Here is a 17,171-nt window from a genome sequence, read left to right on the forward strand (position 1 = left end):
GGGTCAGGCCAGGTCGTGGCGGTGGGCGTAGCCGATGGCGGCGGCCCGGTCGCGGGAACCGGTCTTGGCGAAGATCCGGTTGATGTGGGTCTTGATCGTGTTGTTGCTCAGGTAGAGGCGGGCGGCGATCTCCGGGTTGGTCAGCCCCTCGGCGACCAGGTGGAGGATCTCGGCCTCGCGCTGGGTGAGGCCGTCGGGCAGCTGGGCGGGCCGGGGCGCCTCCTGCCGCCGGTCCGACTGCTGCCGCTCCGACTGCTGCCGGGCCTCGGCCGGGGCCGCCGGTGCGGGGCGCTGACCCCCCGCGGCCAGCAGCGCGGCCTGGACCCGGGGATCCAGCACCGCGAGGCCGCCGGCCGCGGCGTGCAGGGCGCGGGCGATGTCGGTGCGGTCGGCGTCCTTGGTCAGGTAGCTGCGGGCGCCGGCCCGCAGCGCGTCCAGCACCGAGGCGTCATCCGCGTAGGTGGTCAGCACCACCACGGCGGTCTGCGGGTACTCGGCGGTCAGCCGGCGGGTGGCCTCGATGCCGTTCATCACCGGCATGTTCAGGTCGAGCAGGATGGCGTCGGGCCGGTGCTGCCCGACCAGCCGCACGGCCTGCTGCCCGTCGGCCGCCGAGGCCACCACCACGATGTCGGGCAGCGTGTCGAGCAGCAGCACCAGCCCTTCGCGGACGCTGGCCTGGTCGTCGGCGACGATCACGCGCAGCGGAGCGGGCGGGGCGGCATCGGCGCTCATCAGGTGGCACTCCCCGGTGCGGGTGGGGTGGGTGAGGGGGCGGGCGGCTCGGTCGCCGGCCGGGTCGCGGCGGACGGCACCTCCGCCGTGACGGTCCAGGTGTCCCGCAGCCGGGCCACCTGGAGGGTGCCGTGCAGCAGCAGGAGCCGTTCGCGCATACCGGTCAGACCGTATCCCATGTCGGCGGTGCTCAGCGGGGCGCTGCCCGGGGCGGTGGGGCCGGGGCCCAGCGGGTTGCTGACGGTCAGGCAGACACTGTGCCCGGTGTGCTCGAGGGTCAGGTCGATGGCCTGTCCGGGGGCGTGCTTGGCGCAGTTGACCAGGGCCTCCTGCGCGGTGCGCAGCAAGGCGACGGTGGCCTCGGGTGTCACCGGGACGGGCGTGCCGCCGGCGTGGTGGCGGACCGCGACCTGGTGGCGTTCGGCGTGTTCGGCCGCGGTGCGGGCGAGTTCCTCGGCCAGCGGCAGGGTGTCCGTGCGCAGCGCCTGAACCGCCCGACGGGTCTCCACCAGGCCGTCCGAGGCCATCCGCTGGGCCGTGGCGAGCACCGCCAGCGCGCGCTCGATGTCCTGGCTGTCCGTCAGCAGCGCCCGGGCGGCCTGGACCTGGATGCCGAGGGCGCCCAGCGAGTGGGCGAGCACGTCGTGGATCTCGCGGGCGATCCGGGACCGTTCGTCCAGCACGTCGGCCCGGCGCTGCTCGGAGCGCAGCCGCTCGTACTGCTCCAGCAGGGCCGCCGACTGCTCGGCCTGCACCCGGTAGGCGCGCCGGTTGCGTCCCACCGTCAGGCCCAGCACCAGCAGCACCGGGTACCCGAGCACGGGGCCGACCCCGAGGCCGAACAGCACGGCACCGGTCTCGACTGCCAGCAGGGCCACCCCGCCCACGGTCAGCGCCAGGGAGAGCGGCAGTTCGGTGCCGGCCGTCAGCAGGGCGACCACGGTGTAGGCGACCAGGCTGTCGCCGCCCCCGCCCGCGGGGCCGGCCAGTCCGGTGACGGCGGCCATGACGGCCAGCACCACGGTGAGCGCCGCAGGGTGCGCCCGGGCCGGGCCGGGGCACAGGTCCAGCACCGCCCAGGCGACCAGCATCAGCCCGAGGACCGCGAAGGCCACCGTCTGGGTGACGGCGCCGAGGTGGCCGGCGGGCGGGTTCAGGAAGGTCAGCAGACCGACGACCAGGTAGCCCATCACCCGGGTGACCCAGGCGGCGCTGCGCAACATGCTCCGAGTATCGCGCAGCCGCCCCGACCGGTGGGCGCCCAGGGCCCACGCGCCGGCGCGGAGCCCGGCCGCGCCACCGCCCCCGGCCGGCTCGGGGGCACGGGCCGGGGGCGGCACGGCGGGCGGCGGGGCCGGCCGGGTCGCGGCGGAGGTCACCGCCGCCGCCCGCCCAGGTCGGCGGAGCCGAGCAACTGCCGTACCGCGTCGACCGCCGAGGGGATCGCGTGCTGGTCCCGGGTCGGCTGCTGACGGCTCGACCGGCGCGGGCTCGGCGGGACGGTGGTGTCGCGCTGGAAGGCGCCGGCCATGAAGGTCCGCCCGTCCTTCTCCGGTGCGAACGGCACCCGGGCCGCCATGGCGCGCGGCACGACGACGGCCGCCTGCGCCAGCCGGTTGAGCCCCAGGCCGAAGAGCAGTGTCGAGGACGAGGCGGCGACATGGGCGTGCAGCCCACTCGCCAGCACCACGACCGCCACCCGCCAGGCGACCAGTGCGGCCCACAGCCACAGCCCGCGCAGCGGCATCCGGGCCCACAGCACGCCGTCCCGGGACTCCAGTCGCATGATCGCCCCGAAGCCGAGGCCGATGGCGAGGGACCCCGCCGCGCCGATGGCCAGGCACACGGTGTCCACCGGCCGCAGCTGCCCGGCGCTGCCGTGCAGCTCGCTGAAGCCGATCGCGGTCAGCACCAGCGGCAGGACCACGGTGCGCTTGCCGCTCAGGTGCTGGCCCCTGAGCTGCTGGACGATGACCAGGGCGACGATCGCGATGACTGCCAGGATCTCCAGACCGGACATCTCTCCTCCTTCTCCCACCACACGAGGGTCGGACCGCAGCGGATGGCGACCGATCACCACCGACGCTACGGACGGGGGCGGTACCACCGCGTCACACCACGGGGTGGTGCTCGGGGTGAGCGCGCGGTACCAGCCGGGCCGCCGCGCGTCATGCCCCCGGTCACCCCGTGCTGCGATCCGCGCACGGCGGCGGACGGCGATCGTGGAGCCATCAGCAACCGACCGACCGTCAGGAGCAGCCGATGTTCTCCGAACTGACCCAAGCCATGATCATCAACGGCGCGGTGCTGACCGCGACCCTGCACGGCGACCTCGGCCGCTCCCGCAAGATCGGCCCGATGCGCGTCCTGCGCCCGCTGGTGACCGCCGGCGCCGTGGTCCCGCTCTTCATCGAGCCGCTCGTCACCCACGGCAGCGGGCTGGCGGTCGAGCTGGCCGGCCTCGCCGCCGGGGCCCTGGGCGGTCTGGGCGCGCTCGCCCTGCTGCACGTCCACCGCAGCCCGGAGACCGGGAAACCGGTCAGCCGCGCCACCTGGCCCTACGCGCTGCTCTGGATCCTGGTCATCGGCGCCCGGGCCGCGTTCTCCTACGGCGCCGTCCACTGGTTCCCCCGGCAGCTGACCGACTGGTGCATCGCGCACCAGGTCACCGGCGCCGCCATCACCAACGGCCTGATCCTGATGGCCGTCACGATGCTGCTGGTCCGCACGGTCGGCCTGGGCCTGCGGGCCGCCCACCTGCCGCCCGCCCGGTCGGCGTCGGCCGGCCCCGCCCTGGTGCGCCACTGAACCGGACCGGCGCGGGCCCCGGACCGGCCTGGCTGGTCCGGGGCCCGCCGTTCAGCCCAGGTCGAAGGTGTTGGGCAGGCCGAGCTGGAAGCGCAACTCGTCCACGCGCTTGAGCGGTTCCAGCTCCGGGGGCCGGAACAGGGTCCAGATCCGGCAGCGTTCGGCGCTGGAGCCGTCCGCGTCGAGCAGCGCGTTGACCGCCCGCCTGGCCGACTCGTTGGCGCCCTCCATGGTGGCCAGGTCCACGTCGGTGCGCACGTAGTCCCCGGCCAGGAAGAAGTTGGGGATCGCCGTGGCGGCGGAGGGCCGGTGGTAGAGGGTCCCGGCCGGGTGGACCAGGAGTTGCTCGCGGTTCGCCGGGGTGGGCCCGCCGATGCCGGTGACGGCCGGATCCATGAACCAGGAGTGCAGGTCGGCATCGTCCAGGACGGTTCGGCCGGTGTCGTTGAGCGCGTCCTTGCACTGCGCCCAGGCCTCCTGGGCCACCTGCTCGCGGGTGCACTCCTTGGCGGTCCTGCCGTACAGGATTCCGGGCAGGTTCCACTCGGACACGCAGACCGAGAGGCAGTCGGTCACGGTGCCGTCCCCGTAGTCGGCGGGGAAGTCGCGGCCGTCCCAGAACTGGGCCTGGTTGACGGTGGTGACCGACCAGGGCGAGTCGATGTAGTCGGCGTGTCCGTGGACGATCCGCACCGGCTTCCTCAGGTAGAACTGCACGCCGACCATCCAGTCGGTGCGCAGCTCGTCGCAGCGCGCCAACTGCGGATCGGCTGCCCTGAGTTCCGCGCCCCAGGTGGTCCGGGCGTGCTCCACCGGGAGGGCCGAGACGTAGTGGTCGGCGGTGATGGTCCGGGCCGCGCCGCCGTCCGGGGCGGCCACCCGCACCCCGGTGATCCGGCCGTTGCCGTACACCACCTCCCGTACCTCGGTGCCGAGTTCGAAGACCACGCCGAGCGCGCGCAGCCGCGCCGCCCACGGGTCGATCCAGGCCTCGCTGGTCGGCGCGTTGAGCACCCGGTCGGGCTCGCCGTCCACGCCCCGGCCCAGCACGCCGTTGATGATGAAGGCCTCCAGGACGGTCCGGGCGACGGTGCGGGTGCTGGCCTCCTCCGCCTTGGTGGCAACGAGGTTGCGGGTCAGGCCGACACCGAGCAGCCGCTGGTAGTCCTCGGACATCTCGGCGGCCCGGATGAAGTCCCACCAGGGCACCTTCTCCCACTGCTCCTCGCGGCGCCGGTCGCAGCTGGTCAGGTGGACCAGGACCCGGCTCGCGAAGTAGGCGACCTCGGTGGCGGGCAGGTGCAGCGCGGTGTCGAGCAGGCCGCTGATCGTCTGCAGCAGGGAGTCCGGGGTGAGTTCACTCGGATCCGGGGGCGCGGTGAGGGTACGCAAGGGCAGCCGGAGGTCGGGGCGGCCACCGTTGCGGGCGAGCAGCGCTTCCGTGCCGTTGCGCAGGTTGCCGTGGACCCCGTCGGCGTTGCCGGCGAACGGGATCCGGCGCATGGTGTCGGGCAGGTTGCGGTAGAAGCCGGGGAAGAACCGGAAGCCGTGCTCGCCCGGCAGCGGCCGGCGGCCCTGGGTAGCGGTGCCCGGCACGTCCATGCTGCGGGCCTTGCCGCCGAGCGCCTGGTAGTACTCGTACACCGTCACCGCGTAGCCGCGCTCGGCGAGTTCATGGGCGACGCTCAGCCCCGACACGCCGCCGCCCAGCACCGCGACGCTGGTTCTGCCGTCAGCGGCGGCAGTTGCCGGAGTCGAGGCGGCCGCCAGGGCGACCGCACCGCCGATCCCGCCGGCTGCGGCGAGGAACTGCCGCCGTGACCTGCTCGCCGTCATGCTGCCGGGCCCCTTACTGACGTACCGTCATGTCCAGGGCGCAGCATACGAACGATCCGACCCGCCGGTCCCGCGGATCGCCGCCGGACTACACCACCCTCACACGGCGTTCGACTCGCGCGCGAAGCCCCGGCCGGGCGGCCGGGGCTTCGCGGGTGGCAGCGTCAGGCGTCAGGCGACGGGGTCGGCCGCGCCGGCCACCTCGGCGCCGAGGAAGACGCAGGCCAGCAGGGCCGGGACGGTGCCGCGGTTGTGCCAGGCGTGCCGGGCGCCGCGCTGGACCACGCAACTGCCCTGGGTGAACACGGTCTCGCTGCCGTCATCGAGTTCCAGGACGAGCTCGCCCTCCAGGACGATGCCCAGGTCCACCGTGTCGGTGGCGTGCAGACCGGCCTCGTCGGGCTGGACGGCGCCGAGCAGACCGGGCAGCACCCGCTCCATCTCGCCCAGCAGCGCCGCGGGGTCCTCGGTGCCGCCCTCGGCGGCCGCCACCGGGCCCTGCTCCGGCGGGAAGCTCACCACCACGAAGCGGAAGCCGCCGTCGGCCTTCGGGAAGTACGGTGCGAACTCCGGTGCGCTGCCGCCGGTGCCGATCACCGGCGTGCCGTTGCCGCCCCAGATCCGGAAGAACTCCACTCCGGGCATCGCCCGGACGGTCACCGGCTCGACCGCGCCCTGCGCGTCGACGACCGAAGTACCGTCCGGTCCTTGGCCGGAGACGAACCGTCGTATCTCCATCTGTTTCTCTCCTCAACGCAGTCGTGAACCGCGGACGTGGGCAGGACAGCCGGAACCGCTCAGGCCGGTTCCGCGTGATGGCGCCTCGGCAGCAGGAGCGCCACCGTCGCCGTGGCGAGCAGCAGGGCGACGGCGGCCACCAGCAGGGCCGTGTGCATGCCGGTCATGAAGCCACTGGTCCCGGCGATCAGCGCACCGAACACCGCCACGCCGATCGCACCGCCGATCTGGCGGGCCGAGTTGAGGATGCCGGAGGCCAGGCCGGCCCGCTCGGCGTCCACCGCCTCCAGCATCGCCGAGGTCAGCGGCGGCACGGCCAGCCCACCGCCGATGCCCAGCGGCACCAGAAGCAGCAGGATCACCGGGGTCGCGGTGTGCCGGCCCACCGCCAGCAGCGCCAGCAGGTCGGCCGCCTGGATCAGCATCCCCAGGATCATCGGGAACCGGTGGCCGTACCGGTTGGTCAGCCGGCCGGCCAGCAGGTTGATCACCGTGGTGAACGCGGTCATCGGCACGAACATCAGGCCGGCTGCCAGCGGCGAAGCCCCGCGCTGCTGCTGGAAGAAGAGCGTGAGCACGAAGACGAAGCCGTAGAAGCCGAAGTTGAGCACGAAACCGGTGCTGGTGGTGACCGCCACCGAGCGGTTGCGGAACAGCGACAGCGGCACGGCCGGGTGCGGCCGGGTGCGCTCGACGGTGACGAACGCGATCGCGCAGACCACGAAGAGCGCCAGCGCCACCAGGGTGCCGGTCGAACCGTAGCCGTGCGCACCGCCGTTGATCACGCCGAAGACCAGCGCCGCCAGCGCGGCCACCGCGGTGACCTGGCCGCCGAGGTCCAGCGAGGCCGGCCGCGGCTGCGACTTGGGCGCCCGCAGCAGGCCGACCAGCGCCGCGATGCCGACCGGCAGGTTGATGAAGAAGATCCAGCGCCAGCCCAGGCCGCTGGTCAGCGCGCCACCCACGGCCGGGCCGGCCGCGATCGCGACACCGCCGCCGGCCGTCCACAGCGCGATGCCCTTGGCCCGGCCGGCGGCGTCCGGGTAGGCCTGGCGGACCAACGAGAGCGAGGCGGGCAGCATGACGGCCGCCGCCGCGCCCTGCACCGCGCGGGCCGCCACCAGGGTGCCCATGGTCGGGGCGAAGCCGCAGAGCGCGGACATCACGGTGAAGAGCGAGAGCCCCACGCCGAAGGCCCGGGTGGCCCCGATCCGGTCGGCCACCGAACCCGCGGAGAGCAGCAGGGCGGCGAACACCAGGGTGTAGGCGTCCACCACCCACTGGAGTCCGGAGACCTGGCCGTTCCACTGGTGACCGATGTCCGGCAGCGCGACGTTGACCACCGTGGTGTCCAGGGTGGTGATGAAGAATCCCAGGCAGGCGACGGCGACCGTGATCCCGGCAGCCGCCGGGCGAGCGGCGACCAGGGGCGGCGCTGTCTCGGTCTGCTGCCTGCCTGACGTGGTACTGCGGTCCATGATGTCCTCTCGGCTGCCGGGATCGGCGGTCATGGTCGTGGTGAGTGCGGGGTGCCCGCCGGCGGCCTGAGGTCAGGCCGACCACGGACCGGCCTGAGCCGGGCCGCGGGCGGTGGGGCGAAGCGGTGTCAGTCCGCCCGGTCGGCCGCCGGGCCGGGAGCGAAGAACTCCAGGGCCTCCTCGACCTCGGCGACGGCGGTCTTGGCGTCGACGTCCGCGCCGACGATGCGCGGGTCGAAGTTGAAGTCGAGGAACACCTCGGTGGCGCCGGCGTCCCGGGCCTGCCGCAGGTCGGCGGCTATCTGTTCGGCGGAGCCGGTGAACAGGGCCCGCGACGAGTCGCCGGCCGCGCCGAGGAAGACGGTGGCCCGCACCACGATCCGGATCTCCTGCGGATCGCGGCCGGCCCGCCGGGCGGCGTCGCGCACCCCGGTGGCGGCGGTGGCGATCTCCTCGGCGCTGATGAAGCCGGGGCTGACCCAGCCCTGGGCGAGCCGGCCGGCCCGCTCGAAGGCGTGCTCGTTCGAGCCGCCGAGCAGCAGCGGGAAGGTGTCCTGCACCGGGCGGGGCCGGACCCGGGTGCGCGGCAGTTCGGTGAACTCGCCCTGGAACTCGGCCTGGTCGTTCTCCCACATGGCCTGGAGCACCTTGACGTACTCCAGGGTGCGGGCCACCCGCCGCTCCATCGGGATGCCGATCGCCCGGTACTCCTCCGCGGACCAGCCCTGGGCAATGCCCGCGTCGATCCGGCCGCCGGACACCCGGTCCAGCTGGATCAACTGCTTGCCGAGGACGGCGGGCGCCAGGAAGGGCGCGTTGATCACCGAGAAGCCGAGCCGGATCCGCTCGGTCACCCCCGCCAGGAAGGCCATCGTGACGATCGGCTCGGCGGCGCCGTGCGCGAACGCGGGCTCGAAGTCCGAGGTCCACTCGGCGTCGCCGCTGTTCAGCGGGAAGAGCAGGCGGCTGAAGGTCCACAGCGAGTGGTAGCCCAACTGCTCGGCGCGGCGGGCGATCCGCGCCTGGTTCTCGGCGGTCGCCCAGGCGCCCGAGGTGGGGACGCCGAAGCCGAGCTGGAGCCCGTCGGGAGCGGTCACCGCGGTCATCCTTCGTCCGAGGTGCGGAACATGGCGTGCCGGGCTTCCTCGGGGATCTGGGCCGCGAAGCGGTAGGTGTCGTAGAGCTCGCGGTAGACCTTGATCTTGCCGTCCACCACCCGGAACAGCCCGTGGTAGTGGTTGGTGTAGTCCTGCCCGTCGGGCTGGATCATCTTGCCGGTGTACTCGATCATCGCCCACTGCGGGTCGGCGAACGGCTGCGAGTCCACCACCGGCAGGTCGATGGACCGGACCGAGGTGACCACCCCGGTGTAGAGCCGGCGCAGCGCCGCGGCGCCCTCCAGCAGGGTCGGGCTACCGGGCGGGGCGAACGGCATCTCCATCCGGACGTCCTCGGCCAGGCAGTCGAAGGCGCCCTCCAGGTCCTTGGCACTGATCCGCTCCAGGAAGCGGCGGCCGACGGCCTGCGCGTCCTGACCGGGGCGGCCGGCCGGCGCGAGCACGGCCGGGTCGCCGCTGGTCCACACGATGGTGGGCAGCACTGCCGCGATCCGCCAGCCGTCGGCGCCGCGCGCCAGGTCGAAGCGGAAGTGGCCGGCGTTCTCCAGCTGCCCTTCGCGCACCGGCGAGACGGCGATGTGCCGGACCCGGAACTGGGCGGTGCAGGTGGCCCGGTCGCCGTCGAGCTCGACCAGATGGTCGGTGATCTGGTGCTGAGTGGACTGCAGCGAGGCCGTCTGGGCGGTCCAGGACGCGATCAGGTCGCGGGCCGGGACCTGCCGACGCTCGCCGTCGGCGGAGGTTCTTGTCGTCACCTGCTCGGTGAATATGCCGGCGAGCCGGTCCCAGTCCCGCTGGTCGTAATACCAGCCGAACTTTGTGCACAGCTCGATGATGTCGAGCCTGGCGTGCAGATCCTCGGTCATCTCTGCCCCCTTTAGTCGATCTCCAGTGCGAACCCGGTGGAGCCACGGGCCAGGGAACCCGCAGACGCCAGGTAAACAGTCACCTCGACTTCAAGTCAAGTAACGAGTCACAGACACCCCCGCCCGATCGCCCCGAGCGCCCCAGCAACCCCAAAACATCCCAGATCAACGCTATGTCCGCGAACTTGACACATCGTCAGATCCGGTGCTTATGCTGAGCTCGGATCCAGGACCGTCCAGACTCGGGGTACACCCGGCCCCGCTCCGCCGTCGAGATCATCCTTGAGGAGACGTTCATGCCGAACAGTGCAATTCCTGAAAAGATCAGCTTCACGAGCCACGGTGCCGAGCTGGTCGGAGACCTCTTCGTCCCGGCCGGCGGCGGCACTCCCGGCCCGGCCGTGGTGGTCACTGGTTCGTGGACCACCGTAAAGGAGCAGATGGCCGGCCGATACGCCCGCGGGCTCGCCGAAAACGGAATCACCGCATTTGCTTTCGATTTCCGCGGCTACGGGGAATCCGGCGGGGCGCCCCGCGATTTCGAGTCCCCCGAGCAGAAGAGCGAGGACATCCGGGCGGCCGTCGGGTACCTGCGCTCGCGGGCCGACGTGGACGGCGACCGGATCGGCGCGCTCGGCGTCTGCGCCGGGGCCGGCTACACGGCGGTGGCCGCCACCCTCGACAGCGACATCCGCTCGCTCGCCCTGGTGGCGCCCTGGCTGCACAACAGCGAGCTGGTGGCCGGCCTCTACGGCGGCCAGCAGCGGATCGGCGAACTCGTCGCGCTGGGCGAGGCGGCCGCCGAGCGGTACCAGGAGACCGGCACGGTCGAGTACGTCCCCGCGGTGAGCACCGAGGACCCGAACGCGGCGATGTACGGGCCGTTCGACTACTACCTCGACCCCGCGCGCGGCGCGATCCCGCAGTGGGGCAACCGGTTCGCGGTGATGGCCTGGCCCGGCTGGCTCACCTTCGACCCGATCGCCGCGGCGCCCGGCGTCTCGGTGCCCACCCTGCTGGTGCACAGCCACGCCGCGGCCATCCCCGAGGGGGCCGAGCGGTTCCACGCCGCGCTGCCCGCCGACAAGGAGCTGCGCTGGCTGCCGGCCGACAGCCAGTTCGACTTCTACGACCGGGAGGACACCGTCACCGCCGCACTCGACGCCGTGGCCGAGCACTTCGGGAAGACCCTGTGAACGCCTGCCAGGACCCGCGCATCGACGTCGTCGAGGCCACGGTCCGGATGTGCGACCACACGGACCGGCGCGAGTGGAAGGAACTCGCCGGGGTGTTCACCGAGCAGGTGACGGTGGACTACACCAGTCTGGTCGGCGGCGAACCGGCCACCGTGCCCCGGGACGGACTGATCGAGTCCTGGCGCCAACTGCTGGAGACCCTGGACGCCACCCAGCACCTGATCTCCAACCACGTGGTCGCCCTCGACGGCGACCAGGCGCACTGCACGGCACAGTTCCAGGCCGTGCACGTCCACCAACTGGCCCCTGGTGGCAGCACGTTCACCCTCGGCGGCCGGTACCGCTTCGCCCTGGCCCGGGAGCGGGAGGAGTGGCGGATCACCTCGGTCGTGATGACCGCGGTCTGGTCCGACGGCAACCGCGCGCTGCTCGGCGGCGGCGTGTAGCGCGACACCCCCACAGGGACCAGGCGCGCCGCTCCCGTCCGCGGACGGGAGCGGCGCGCCTCGGCGTCGACCACCGGACGGCCGCCAGGACGGTCGCCGGTACGGGCAGGACACCAGCTAGTACAGGTAGGGCACCAGCCGCTTGGAGTGGCGGCGGTACTCGACGTAGGCGGGGCCGAGGGTGGCCACCAGCAGCCGCTCCTCGGCGTTGATCCGCCAGGTGTAGGCGGCCGTCAGCAGCGCGGCCACGATCAGCGCCGCCGGCCAGCTGCCCAGGCCGAGCGAGGCGCCCGCCCAGACCAGCAGACTGCCGCAGTAGCCGGGGTGCCGGATCAGCCGGTAGGGGCCCTCCTGGACCACGCGCTGCTCCGCCACGGTGCGCAGGGTGCGGGTGTAGAAGCGGCCCAGGGTGCGCATCCCCCAGGCTCGCAGGGCGAGGCCGGCGACCAGCGTGGCGATGCCCAGCCAGCGGACCGCTGACGGCAGTTGGCCGAACGAGGCGAAGCCGAAGGCCACGTTCACCAGCACCGCCGCGAGGTAGCAGGCCATCAGCAGCCGGGTGGAGCCCTGGTCGCGGGTGTCGGCCCGCCAGCTGCCGGCCGCCGCGTCGTCGCGACGGCGCAGCAGCAGCTCGTAGCCGACCCAGCAGAGGACTCCGAGGTTCGAGAGAAGGTTCGGCAGGGCCACGGGAACGTCCCTTCCAGCGGTGATGTCCGACCAGCATCTCCGAGGCCGGCTCCCGGGGGCGAGCACCCGGGGGTGGAGTCCGGCTCCACCCCCGGGTGGAGCCGGATCAGGTACCGGATCGAGTAGCAGCCGGGTCGCCGGTGTGCAACCTTGGAGTGAAGGGGGCGGACGGATCGATCCGGCGAGAGGAGTGGCCATGTCATCGAAGCGGCGCCGCAAGAAGAAGGGCCGTTGCAAGCACAAGGCCAACCACGGCCGTCGGCCCCAGTGCTGAGTGCCGGGCCCGACCCGACACCCGGGCCCGACCCGACACTCCGACCTCGCGCGCCTCACCGACCTGCTGAACGCTCGCAGGTCAGGCGCGGTCCGACCGACGCGGCAGCGGCGGGTCCACCAACGCGGTGGGCCCGCCGCCGCCGTGTCCGGGGCACCTGTGCGCGTGCCACCGCCGACCTGCCAGAGTGCGTCTGAAACTCTCGGCACCAACAACACGGTTGACGCCCCATCAGCGGCTCCGCCGGGCCGGCCGCCGCCACCCGGCCGAGCCGCGTCCCACCCTCCTCGAACGCCTGTCGCACCGGCACTGGCCTCGACAATGGCACCGCTGTCCACGGTCATCTCAGCTCATGCCGCCGGCCCCGGCGCGCTGCCGCACCGTCCCGCCCCGGCTCCTCGGCAGGCGCCCGAACCCGCGTCCGCGGCGCCGCGTGGCGTCGCTTCCGGTCAGTACGATCGCGTCGTTCCGGAGCGAGGCCTGATCAGCCGGTAGCGGAGTAGGTCCAGGGAGCGAAGGAGTACAGGCCGATGAGCGTGGACAGTGCGGTGCGAACGACCGCGGCAACCGCGGATCCCTACGAGCAGTCACTGGCCGAGCTGTTCGCGATACAGGTTCGACGGCACCCGGACCGGCCGGCGACGGCCGGTCCGCAGGAGCACTACAGCTACGCCGAACTCGGCGCGCTCGCCGAGCAGTTCGCGCGCGGGCTGCGGCACCTCGGAGTGCCGGCCGGCGCGATCCTCGCGGTGGCCGGGCAGCGCGGCGCCCAGGCCTGCGTGGCGCTGCTGGGCGCCGCCTTCGGAGGTGTCGGCTACCTTCCGCTGGACGCCTCGCTGCCGGCCGAGCGGATCGCCGGGATGCTGGCGGACGGCGACGCGGCCGCGGTCGTCCGGCTGCCCGGCACGCGCGCGATCGAGGCTCCCGGCACGCCGGTGCTGGAGTTCGCCGAGGTGCTCGCAGCCGGCCTGCTGAACGCCGAGGCCGAGCTGGTCCTGCCCGGGCCGGCCGAGGCGGCCGCCACCGCGGCCTACGTGATGTTCACCTCCGGCACCACCGGGCGGCCCAAGGCGGTGGCGGTGCCGCAACGCGGCGTGGCCCGACTCGCGATCGACAACGGCTTCCTGGAGATCGGCCCCACCGACCGGGTGCTGCACGCCTCGACGCTCTCCTTCGACGCCTCGGTGCTGGAGATCTGGCCGACCCTGCTGAACGGCGCCTGCCTGGTGCCGGTCGGCTCCGACCTGCTGCTCTCGCCGCCCGCCCTGGACGCCTTCCTGCGGGAGGAGCGGATCACCGTCCTCTTCCTGACCACCAGCATCTTCCACCACATGGCCCGCGAACGGCCGCAGCTGTTCGCCGGGCTGCGCTACGTGATGACCGGCGGCGAGGCGCTACGGCCCGACGCGGCCCGCCGGGTACTCGAGTTGGGCCGGCCCGAGCACCTGGTCAACGCCTACGGACCGACCGAGGCGGCCTGCGTGGCCGCCGCGCACGAGATCACCGAGGTGCCCGAGGACGCGACCGGGGTGCCGATCGGCCTTCCGATCGCCGACACCCACTGCCACGTCCTGCGCGCGGACGGCAGCGTGGCCGACATCGATGAGGAGGGCGAACTCTGCATCGGCGGCGGCGGGTTGGCCGGCGGCTACCTCAACGCACCCGAGCAGAGCACCGAGCGCTTCGTCACGCTGGCCCTGGGACCGGACGCCGTGCCGCACCAGGTCTACCGCAGCGGTGACTTCGCCCGCCGACGGGCCGACGGGGTGCTGGAGTTCTGCGGCCGCCGCGACGACCAGGTCAAGGTCCGGGGCTTCCGGGTCGAGCCGGCCGGGATCCGCACCGCGCTGACCGGCCACCCCGGCGTCGCGGACGCCGCCGTGCTGACCCGCGAGGACGGCACCACCCGCTACCTGACCGCCTACGCGGCGACCGGGGGCGCCCCCGGGCCCACGCCCGGCTCCCAGGAGTTGCTGGCCTACCTGCGCGAACGGCTGCCCGCCTACCAGGTGCCCGCCACCGTCACGGTGCTGGAGCGGCTGCCGCTGACGGCGAGCGGAAAGCTGGACCGCGCCGCCCTGCCGACGCCCGCCCAGGCCCTGGCCGCCGGCGCCCCGACCGCCGCAGCCGGCGCCGACCGCGCCGAGCCCGCCGCACCGGGCTCGGCGGCCGCCACGGTGGCCTCGGCCTGGGCCGCCATCCTGCCCACCGGCCAGGCCGAGCCGACCGACGACTTCTTCGACTCCGGCGGCAACTCCCTGCTGGCCGTCCAGCTCGTCGCCCGGGTCCAGGAGGAGTTGGAGATCGACGACGAGCAGAACTACCTGCTGATCACCCAGTTGCTGAACGAGCCGACGGTCGCCGCCTTCACCGCGTTCGTCGAGCAGATCCTGCACACCGGCGGGACGGCGGCCGACGGCCCCGAGTCGGACGCACCGGCCGGTCCGGTCGACCGCTGGCGTCCCGATCTGCGGTGGGAGGTCCCCCGGATCGCCCACGCGCAGCCGCGCCCGGACTGGCGCACGCCGCGGCAGGTCTTCCTCACCGGCGCCACCGGGTTCCTCGGCGCCTACCTGCTGCGCGAACTGCTGGACCGCACCGACGCCCAGGTCCACGCGCTGGTCCGGGCCCGCGACACCGCGCACGCCCACGAGCGGCTCGCCCAGGCGCAGCGCCGCTACGGGATCGGCACGCCGCTGCCCCTCGACCGGGTGCGCCCGGTGATCGGCGACCTCGCCCGCCCCCGGCTGGGCCTGACCGAGCAGGACTGGGAGCGGCAGGCCGCCGGCGCCGATGTGATCCACCACTGCGGTGCCGAGGTCAACTTCCTCTACCCGTACGAGAAGCTGCGGGTGGCCAACGTGTACGGCACCCAGGAAGTGCTCCGGCTGGCGGCCCGCCGCGCGATCCCGGTGCACCACGTCTCCACCCTGGCCGTGGTGCACGGCATGGGCGCGGCCGGTCTGCGGCACGTCACCGAGGAGACCCCGCTGGAGCATGTCGAGCTGCTCTCGATGGGCTACCCGGAGAGCAAGTGGGTCGCGGAGGGGGTGGTGCGCAGCGCCGCTCGGGCGGGTCTGCCGGTGGCGATCCACCGGCCGTACGACATCTGCGGCGACACCACGAGCCACACCTGGAACAGCGATGCGGCACTCTGCGAACTCTTCCGGCTGATCACCGAGATGGAGCTGGCCCCCGACCTGGACCTCGCGCTGAACCTGGTGCCGGTCGACTTCGTGGCCCGCGCGATCGTCCACCTCTCGCTGCACCGGCCCGCCGAGGGCCAGACCTACCACCAGGTCAACCCGCGCGAGGCACTGCTCGGCGACCTGGTGGAGCGGCTGCGCGCGCACGGCCACCGGATCCGCACCGTCGACTACCCGACCTGGATCGAGGAGATGCTGGCCTACCTGGCCAAGCGGCCCGAGCACCCCTTCACCCCGCTCAAGCAGCTGTACACCAAGCGGATCACCCCGGGTGGCATCACCCTCCAGGAGCTGGCCGCCGCGCGGATCTGCCCGCAGCTGGACCGGTCCCGACTGGAGGCGGACCTGGCCGGCAGCGGCATCGACTGCCCGCCGGTGGACCAGGAACTGCTGGACCACTACATCGAGTACTTCCACTCCTGCGGCTTCATCCCCGCCCCGGCCGCCGCGTCGCAGGGAGCCCACCATGCCTGAACTGAGCACGCCCGCAACGACGGTGCGCGGCACGACGGCGCCGGACCCGACCATCCCCGATCTGACCGACCCGCGCTCCTTCCTGCCCGAGCCGCCCTACCACGTGTGGGCCGCGCTGCGGCGCAGCGGTGGCCTGTACTACCAGGAACGCCAGGGCGCACCGGGGTTCCACTCGGTCACCCGCTACCGGGACATCGACGCGGTCTTCCGCGACTCGGACGGCTTCAGCTCCGAGTGGGGCATGACCCTGGACACCGCACTCGGGGTCCACGACCCGGCCGCCGGGAAGATGATCGAGCTCACCGATCCGCCCCGCCACCGGCGGCTGCGCACCCTGGTCAGCGGCGGGTTGAACCGCTCGGTGGCCCGGACCATGGACGGCGTGCTGCGCGACCGGGTGGACGCCTGGGTCGCGCAGGCCGTCGCGGCCGGTGAGACGGACTTCGTGGACGCGGTGAGCGAGCGGGTGCCCTCCGCCGCGACGGGGCTGCTGCTCGGCCTGCCCGAGCGGGAGTGGGCCAAGCTCGCGGACCGGGCCAGCCGCGCGGTCTGCGGCTCACTCGCCCTGGACGACCCGCGGGTCGGCGACCTGACGGCCCGCCGGCACTCCACCGCCACCGCCAACGGGCAGTTGATGGTGCACCTGGCCGGTCTGCTCGACCACGCCGAGCTGGCCGAGGACGGGCTGATCCGGCGGCTGCTGGACGCCGAGATCGACGGCGACCGGTTGACCCGCGAGGAGGTGCTGCTGAACTGCCTAAACCTGGCGATCGCCGGCAACGAGACCACCAAGAACGCCACCACCGGTGGCCTGGTGGCCTTCGCCCGGCATCCCGAGCAGTGGCACCTGCTGCGCCGCCAACCCGAGTTGCTGGATCAGGCGGTGGAGGAGATCCTGCGGTACTGCACACCCCCGCAGCACTTCACCCGCACCGTCATCGAGCCCAGGACGGTGGCCGGCACGCCGCTGCGACCGGGCGAGCTGCTCTGCCTCTGGATGCCGTCGGCCAACCGGGACGAGGAGGTCTTCACCGACCCCGACGCGTTCCGGATCGACCGCCACCCCAACCCGCACCTGGCCTTCACCAGCGGCAAGCACTTCTGCCTGGGCGCCTCGCTGGCCCGGCTGGAGATCCGGCTGGTCTTCGAGTCCCTGCTGCGCCGCGTCGAGTCGATCCACCTGCTGGGCGCGCCCACCCGCAAGCCCACCAACCTGGTGCTGGCCTACGCGGGGTTGCCGGTGGCGTTCCGCGTGGGCTGAGCCGGCCACCTGGACCCGCGGCTGTGCCGGCGGCCCCGCCGGGCGCCG

Annotated in this window: 14 protein-coding genes; 5 read left to right on the plus strand and 9 right to left on the minus strand. The window is 73.3% G+C overall.

The genetic code is table 11. From position 1 onward, the window contains the following. Positions 1-3: 3 nt before the first annotated feature. The 3 genes from OG403_RS07060 to OG403_RS07070 all read right to left on the minus strand — a co-directional run bounded on the left by OG403_RS07060 (position 4) and on the right by OG403_RS07070 (position 2,755). Complete coding sequence (locus OG403_RS07060; protein WP_329562339.1) at positions 4-735, minus strand: response regulator transcription factor; 732 nt, start codon at positions 733-735, stop codon at positions 4-6. After that, positions 735-1,958 (minus strand): sensor histidine kinase, encoded by a 1,224-nt coding sequence (locus OG403_RS07065; protein ID WP_329562341.1) that lies wholly within the window; start codon positions 1,956-1,958, stop codon positions 735-737. Before OG403_RS07065 ends, OG403_RS07060 begins: the two co-directional genes overlap by 1 nt. 152 nt (positions 1,959-2,110) lie before the next feature. Next, entirely contained in the window at positions 2,111-2,755 is a 645-nt protein-coding gene (locus OG403_RS07070; protein WP_329562342.1) for a hypothetical protein, read from the minus strand. A gap of 242 nt (positions 2,756-2,997) precedes the next feature. Between OG403_RS07070 and OG403_RS07075 the strand changes: the two genes are divergently transcribed. Continuing rightward, entirely contained in the window at positions 2,998-3,543 is a 546-nt protein-coding gene (locus tag OG403_RS07075) for a hypothetical protein (RefSeq protein ID WP_329562344.1), read from the plus strand. A gap of 51 nt (positions 3,544-3,594) precedes the next feature. On the opposite strand, the gene OG403_RS07080 is transcribed toward OG403_RS07075, so the two are convergent. The 5 genes from OG403_RS07080 to OG403_RS07100 all read right to left on the minus strand — a co-directional run bounded on the left by OG403_RS07080 (position 3,595) and on the right by OG403_RS07100 (position 9,579). Then, positions 3,595-5,379 carry a hydroxysqualene dehydroxylase gene (locus tag OG403_RS07080; RefSeq protein ID WP_329562346.1) on the minus strand — a complete coding sequence of 595 codons (1,785 nt, stop codon included), beginning with the start codon at positions 5,377-5,379 and terminating at the stop codon, positions 3,595-3,597. Between the two features lie 171 nt (positions 5,380-5,550). Continuing rightward, positions 5,551-6,117, minus strand: coding sequence for a cupin domain-containing protein (locus tag OG403_RS07085; protein ID WP_329562348.1), 567 nt, complete (start codon positions 6,115-6,117; stop codon positions 5,551-5,553). A 59-nt stretch (positions 6,118-6,176) separates the two neighbouring features. After that, a complete protein-coding gene (locus tag OG403_RS07090) occupies positions 6,177-7,595 on the minus strand; it encodes an MFS transporter (protein ID WP_329562350.1) in 1,419 nt (472 codons plus the stop codon). A 128-nt stretch (positions 7,596-7,723) separates the two neighbouring features. Then, complete coding sequence (locus OG403_RS07095) at positions 7,724-8,692, minus strand: TIGR03619 family F420-dependent LLM class oxidoreductase (RefSeq protein ID WP_329562351.1); 969 nt, start codon at positions 8,690-8,692, stop codon at positions 7,724-7,726. 5 nt (positions 8,693-8,697) lie between these two features. Further along, complete coding sequence (locus OG403_RS07100) at positions 8,698-9,579, minus strand: nuclear transport factor 2 family protein (protein ID WP_329562352.1); 882 nt, start codon at positions 9,577-9,579, stop codon at positions 8,698-8,700. A gap of 296 nt (positions 9,580-9,875) precedes the next feature. Here OG403_RS07100 and OG403_RS07105 point away from each other — a divergent pair, with 296 nt between their 5' ends. Continuing rightward, positions 9,876-10,775: an alpha/beta hydrolase gene (locus OG403_RS07105; protein ID WP_329562353.1), complete on the plus strand. Its 900-nt coding sequence runs from the start codon at positions 9,876-9,878 to the stop codon at positions 10,773-10,775. Beyond that, positions 10,772-11,221: a nuclear transport factor 2 family protein gene (locus OG403_RS07110; RefSeq protein ID WP_329562355.1), complete on the plus strand. Its 450-nt coding sequence runs from the start codon at positions 10,772-10,774 to the stop codon at positions 11,219-11,221. The genes OG403_RS07105 and OG403_RS07110 overlap by 4 nt, the downstream gene beginning before the upstream one ends. Before the next feature lie 117 nt (positions 11,222-11,338). Here the strand turns inward: OG403_RS07110 and OG403_RS07115 are convergent, their stop codons facing one another. Next, positions 11,339-11,908, minus strand: a complete 570-nt coding sequence (locus tag OG403_RS07115) for a methyltransferase family protein (RefSeq protein WP_329562356.1) — start codon at positions 11,906-11,908, stop codon at positions 11,339-11,341. A gap of 804 nt (positions 11,909-12,712) precedes the next feature. Between OG403_RS07115 and OG403_RS07120 the strand changes: the two genes are divergently transcribed. Continuing rightward, the gene (locus tag OG403_RS07120; RefSeq protein WP_329562358.1) at positions 12,713-15,862 is read left to right on the plus strand and encodes a non-ribosomal peptide synthetase; all 3,150 of its coding nucleotides are present in this window, start codon (positions 12,713-12,715) and stop codon (positions 15,860-15,862) included. Continuing rightward, positions 15,855-17,123: a cytochrome P450 gene (locus OG403_RS07125; protein ID WP_329562360.1), complete on the plus strand. Its 1,269-nt coding sequence runs from the start codon at positions 15,855-15,857 to the stop codon at positions 17,121-17,123. The genes OG403_RS07120 and OG403_RS07125 overlap by 8 nt, the downstream gene beginning before the upstream one ends. The last annotated feature ends 48 nt before the right edge of the window (positions 17,124-17,171 follow it).

The organism is Kitasatospora sp. NBC_01266, from assembly GCF_036242395.1.
Classification (GTDB): Bacteria; Actinomycetota; Actinomycetes; order Streptomycetales; family Streptomycetaceae; genus Kitasatospora.

Excerpts from the sequence above, each read along its gene's own strand:
- OG403_RS07120 (WP_329562358.1), top strand. The coding sequence starts at position 12,713 with ATGAGCGTGGACAGTGCGGTGCGAACGACCGCGGCAACCGCGGATCCC.
- OG403_RS07125 (WP_329562360.1), top strand. The coding sequence starts at position 15,855 with ATGCCTGAACTGAGCACGCCCGCAACGACGGTGCGCGGCACGACGGCG.
- OG403_RS07075 (WP_329562344.1), top strand. The coding sequence starts at position 2,998 with ATGTTCTCCGAACTGACCCAAGCCATGATCATCAACGGCGCGGTGCTG.
- OG403_RS07100 (WP_329562352.1), bottom strand. The coding sequence starts at position 9,579 with ATGACCGAGGATCTGCACGCCAGGCTCGACATCATCGAGCTGTGCACA.
- OG403_RS07065 (WP_329562341.1), bottom strand. The coding sequence starts at position 1,958 with ATGTTGCGCAGCGCCGCCTGGGTCACCCGGGTGATGGGCTACCTGGTC.
- OG403_RS07080 (WP_329562346.1), bottom strand. The coding sequence starts at position 5,379 with ATGACGGCGAGCAGGTCACGGCGGCAGTTCCTCGCCGCAGCCGGCGGG.
- OG403_RS07085 (WP_329562348.1), bottom strand. The coding sequence starts at position 6,117 with ATGGAGATACGACGGTTCGTCTCCGGCCAAGGACCGGACGGTACTTCG.
- OG403_RS07060 (WP_329562339.1), bottom strand. The coding sequence starts at position 735 with ATGAGCGCCGATGCCGCCCCGCCCGCTCCGCTGCGCGTGATCGTCGCC.
- OG403_RS07090 (WP_329562350.1), bottom strand. The coding sequence starts at position 7,595 with ATGGACCGCAGTACCACGTCAGGCAGGCAGCAGACCGAGACAGCGCCG.
- OG403_RS07105 (WP_329562353.1), top strand. The coding sequence starts at position 9,876 with ATGCCGAACAGTGCAATTCCTGAAAAGATCAGCTTCACGAGCCACGGT.
- OG403_RS07070 (WP_329562342.1), bottom strand. The coding sequence starts at position 2,755 with ATGTCCGGTCTGGAGATCCTGGCAGTCATCGCGATCGTCGCCCTGGTC.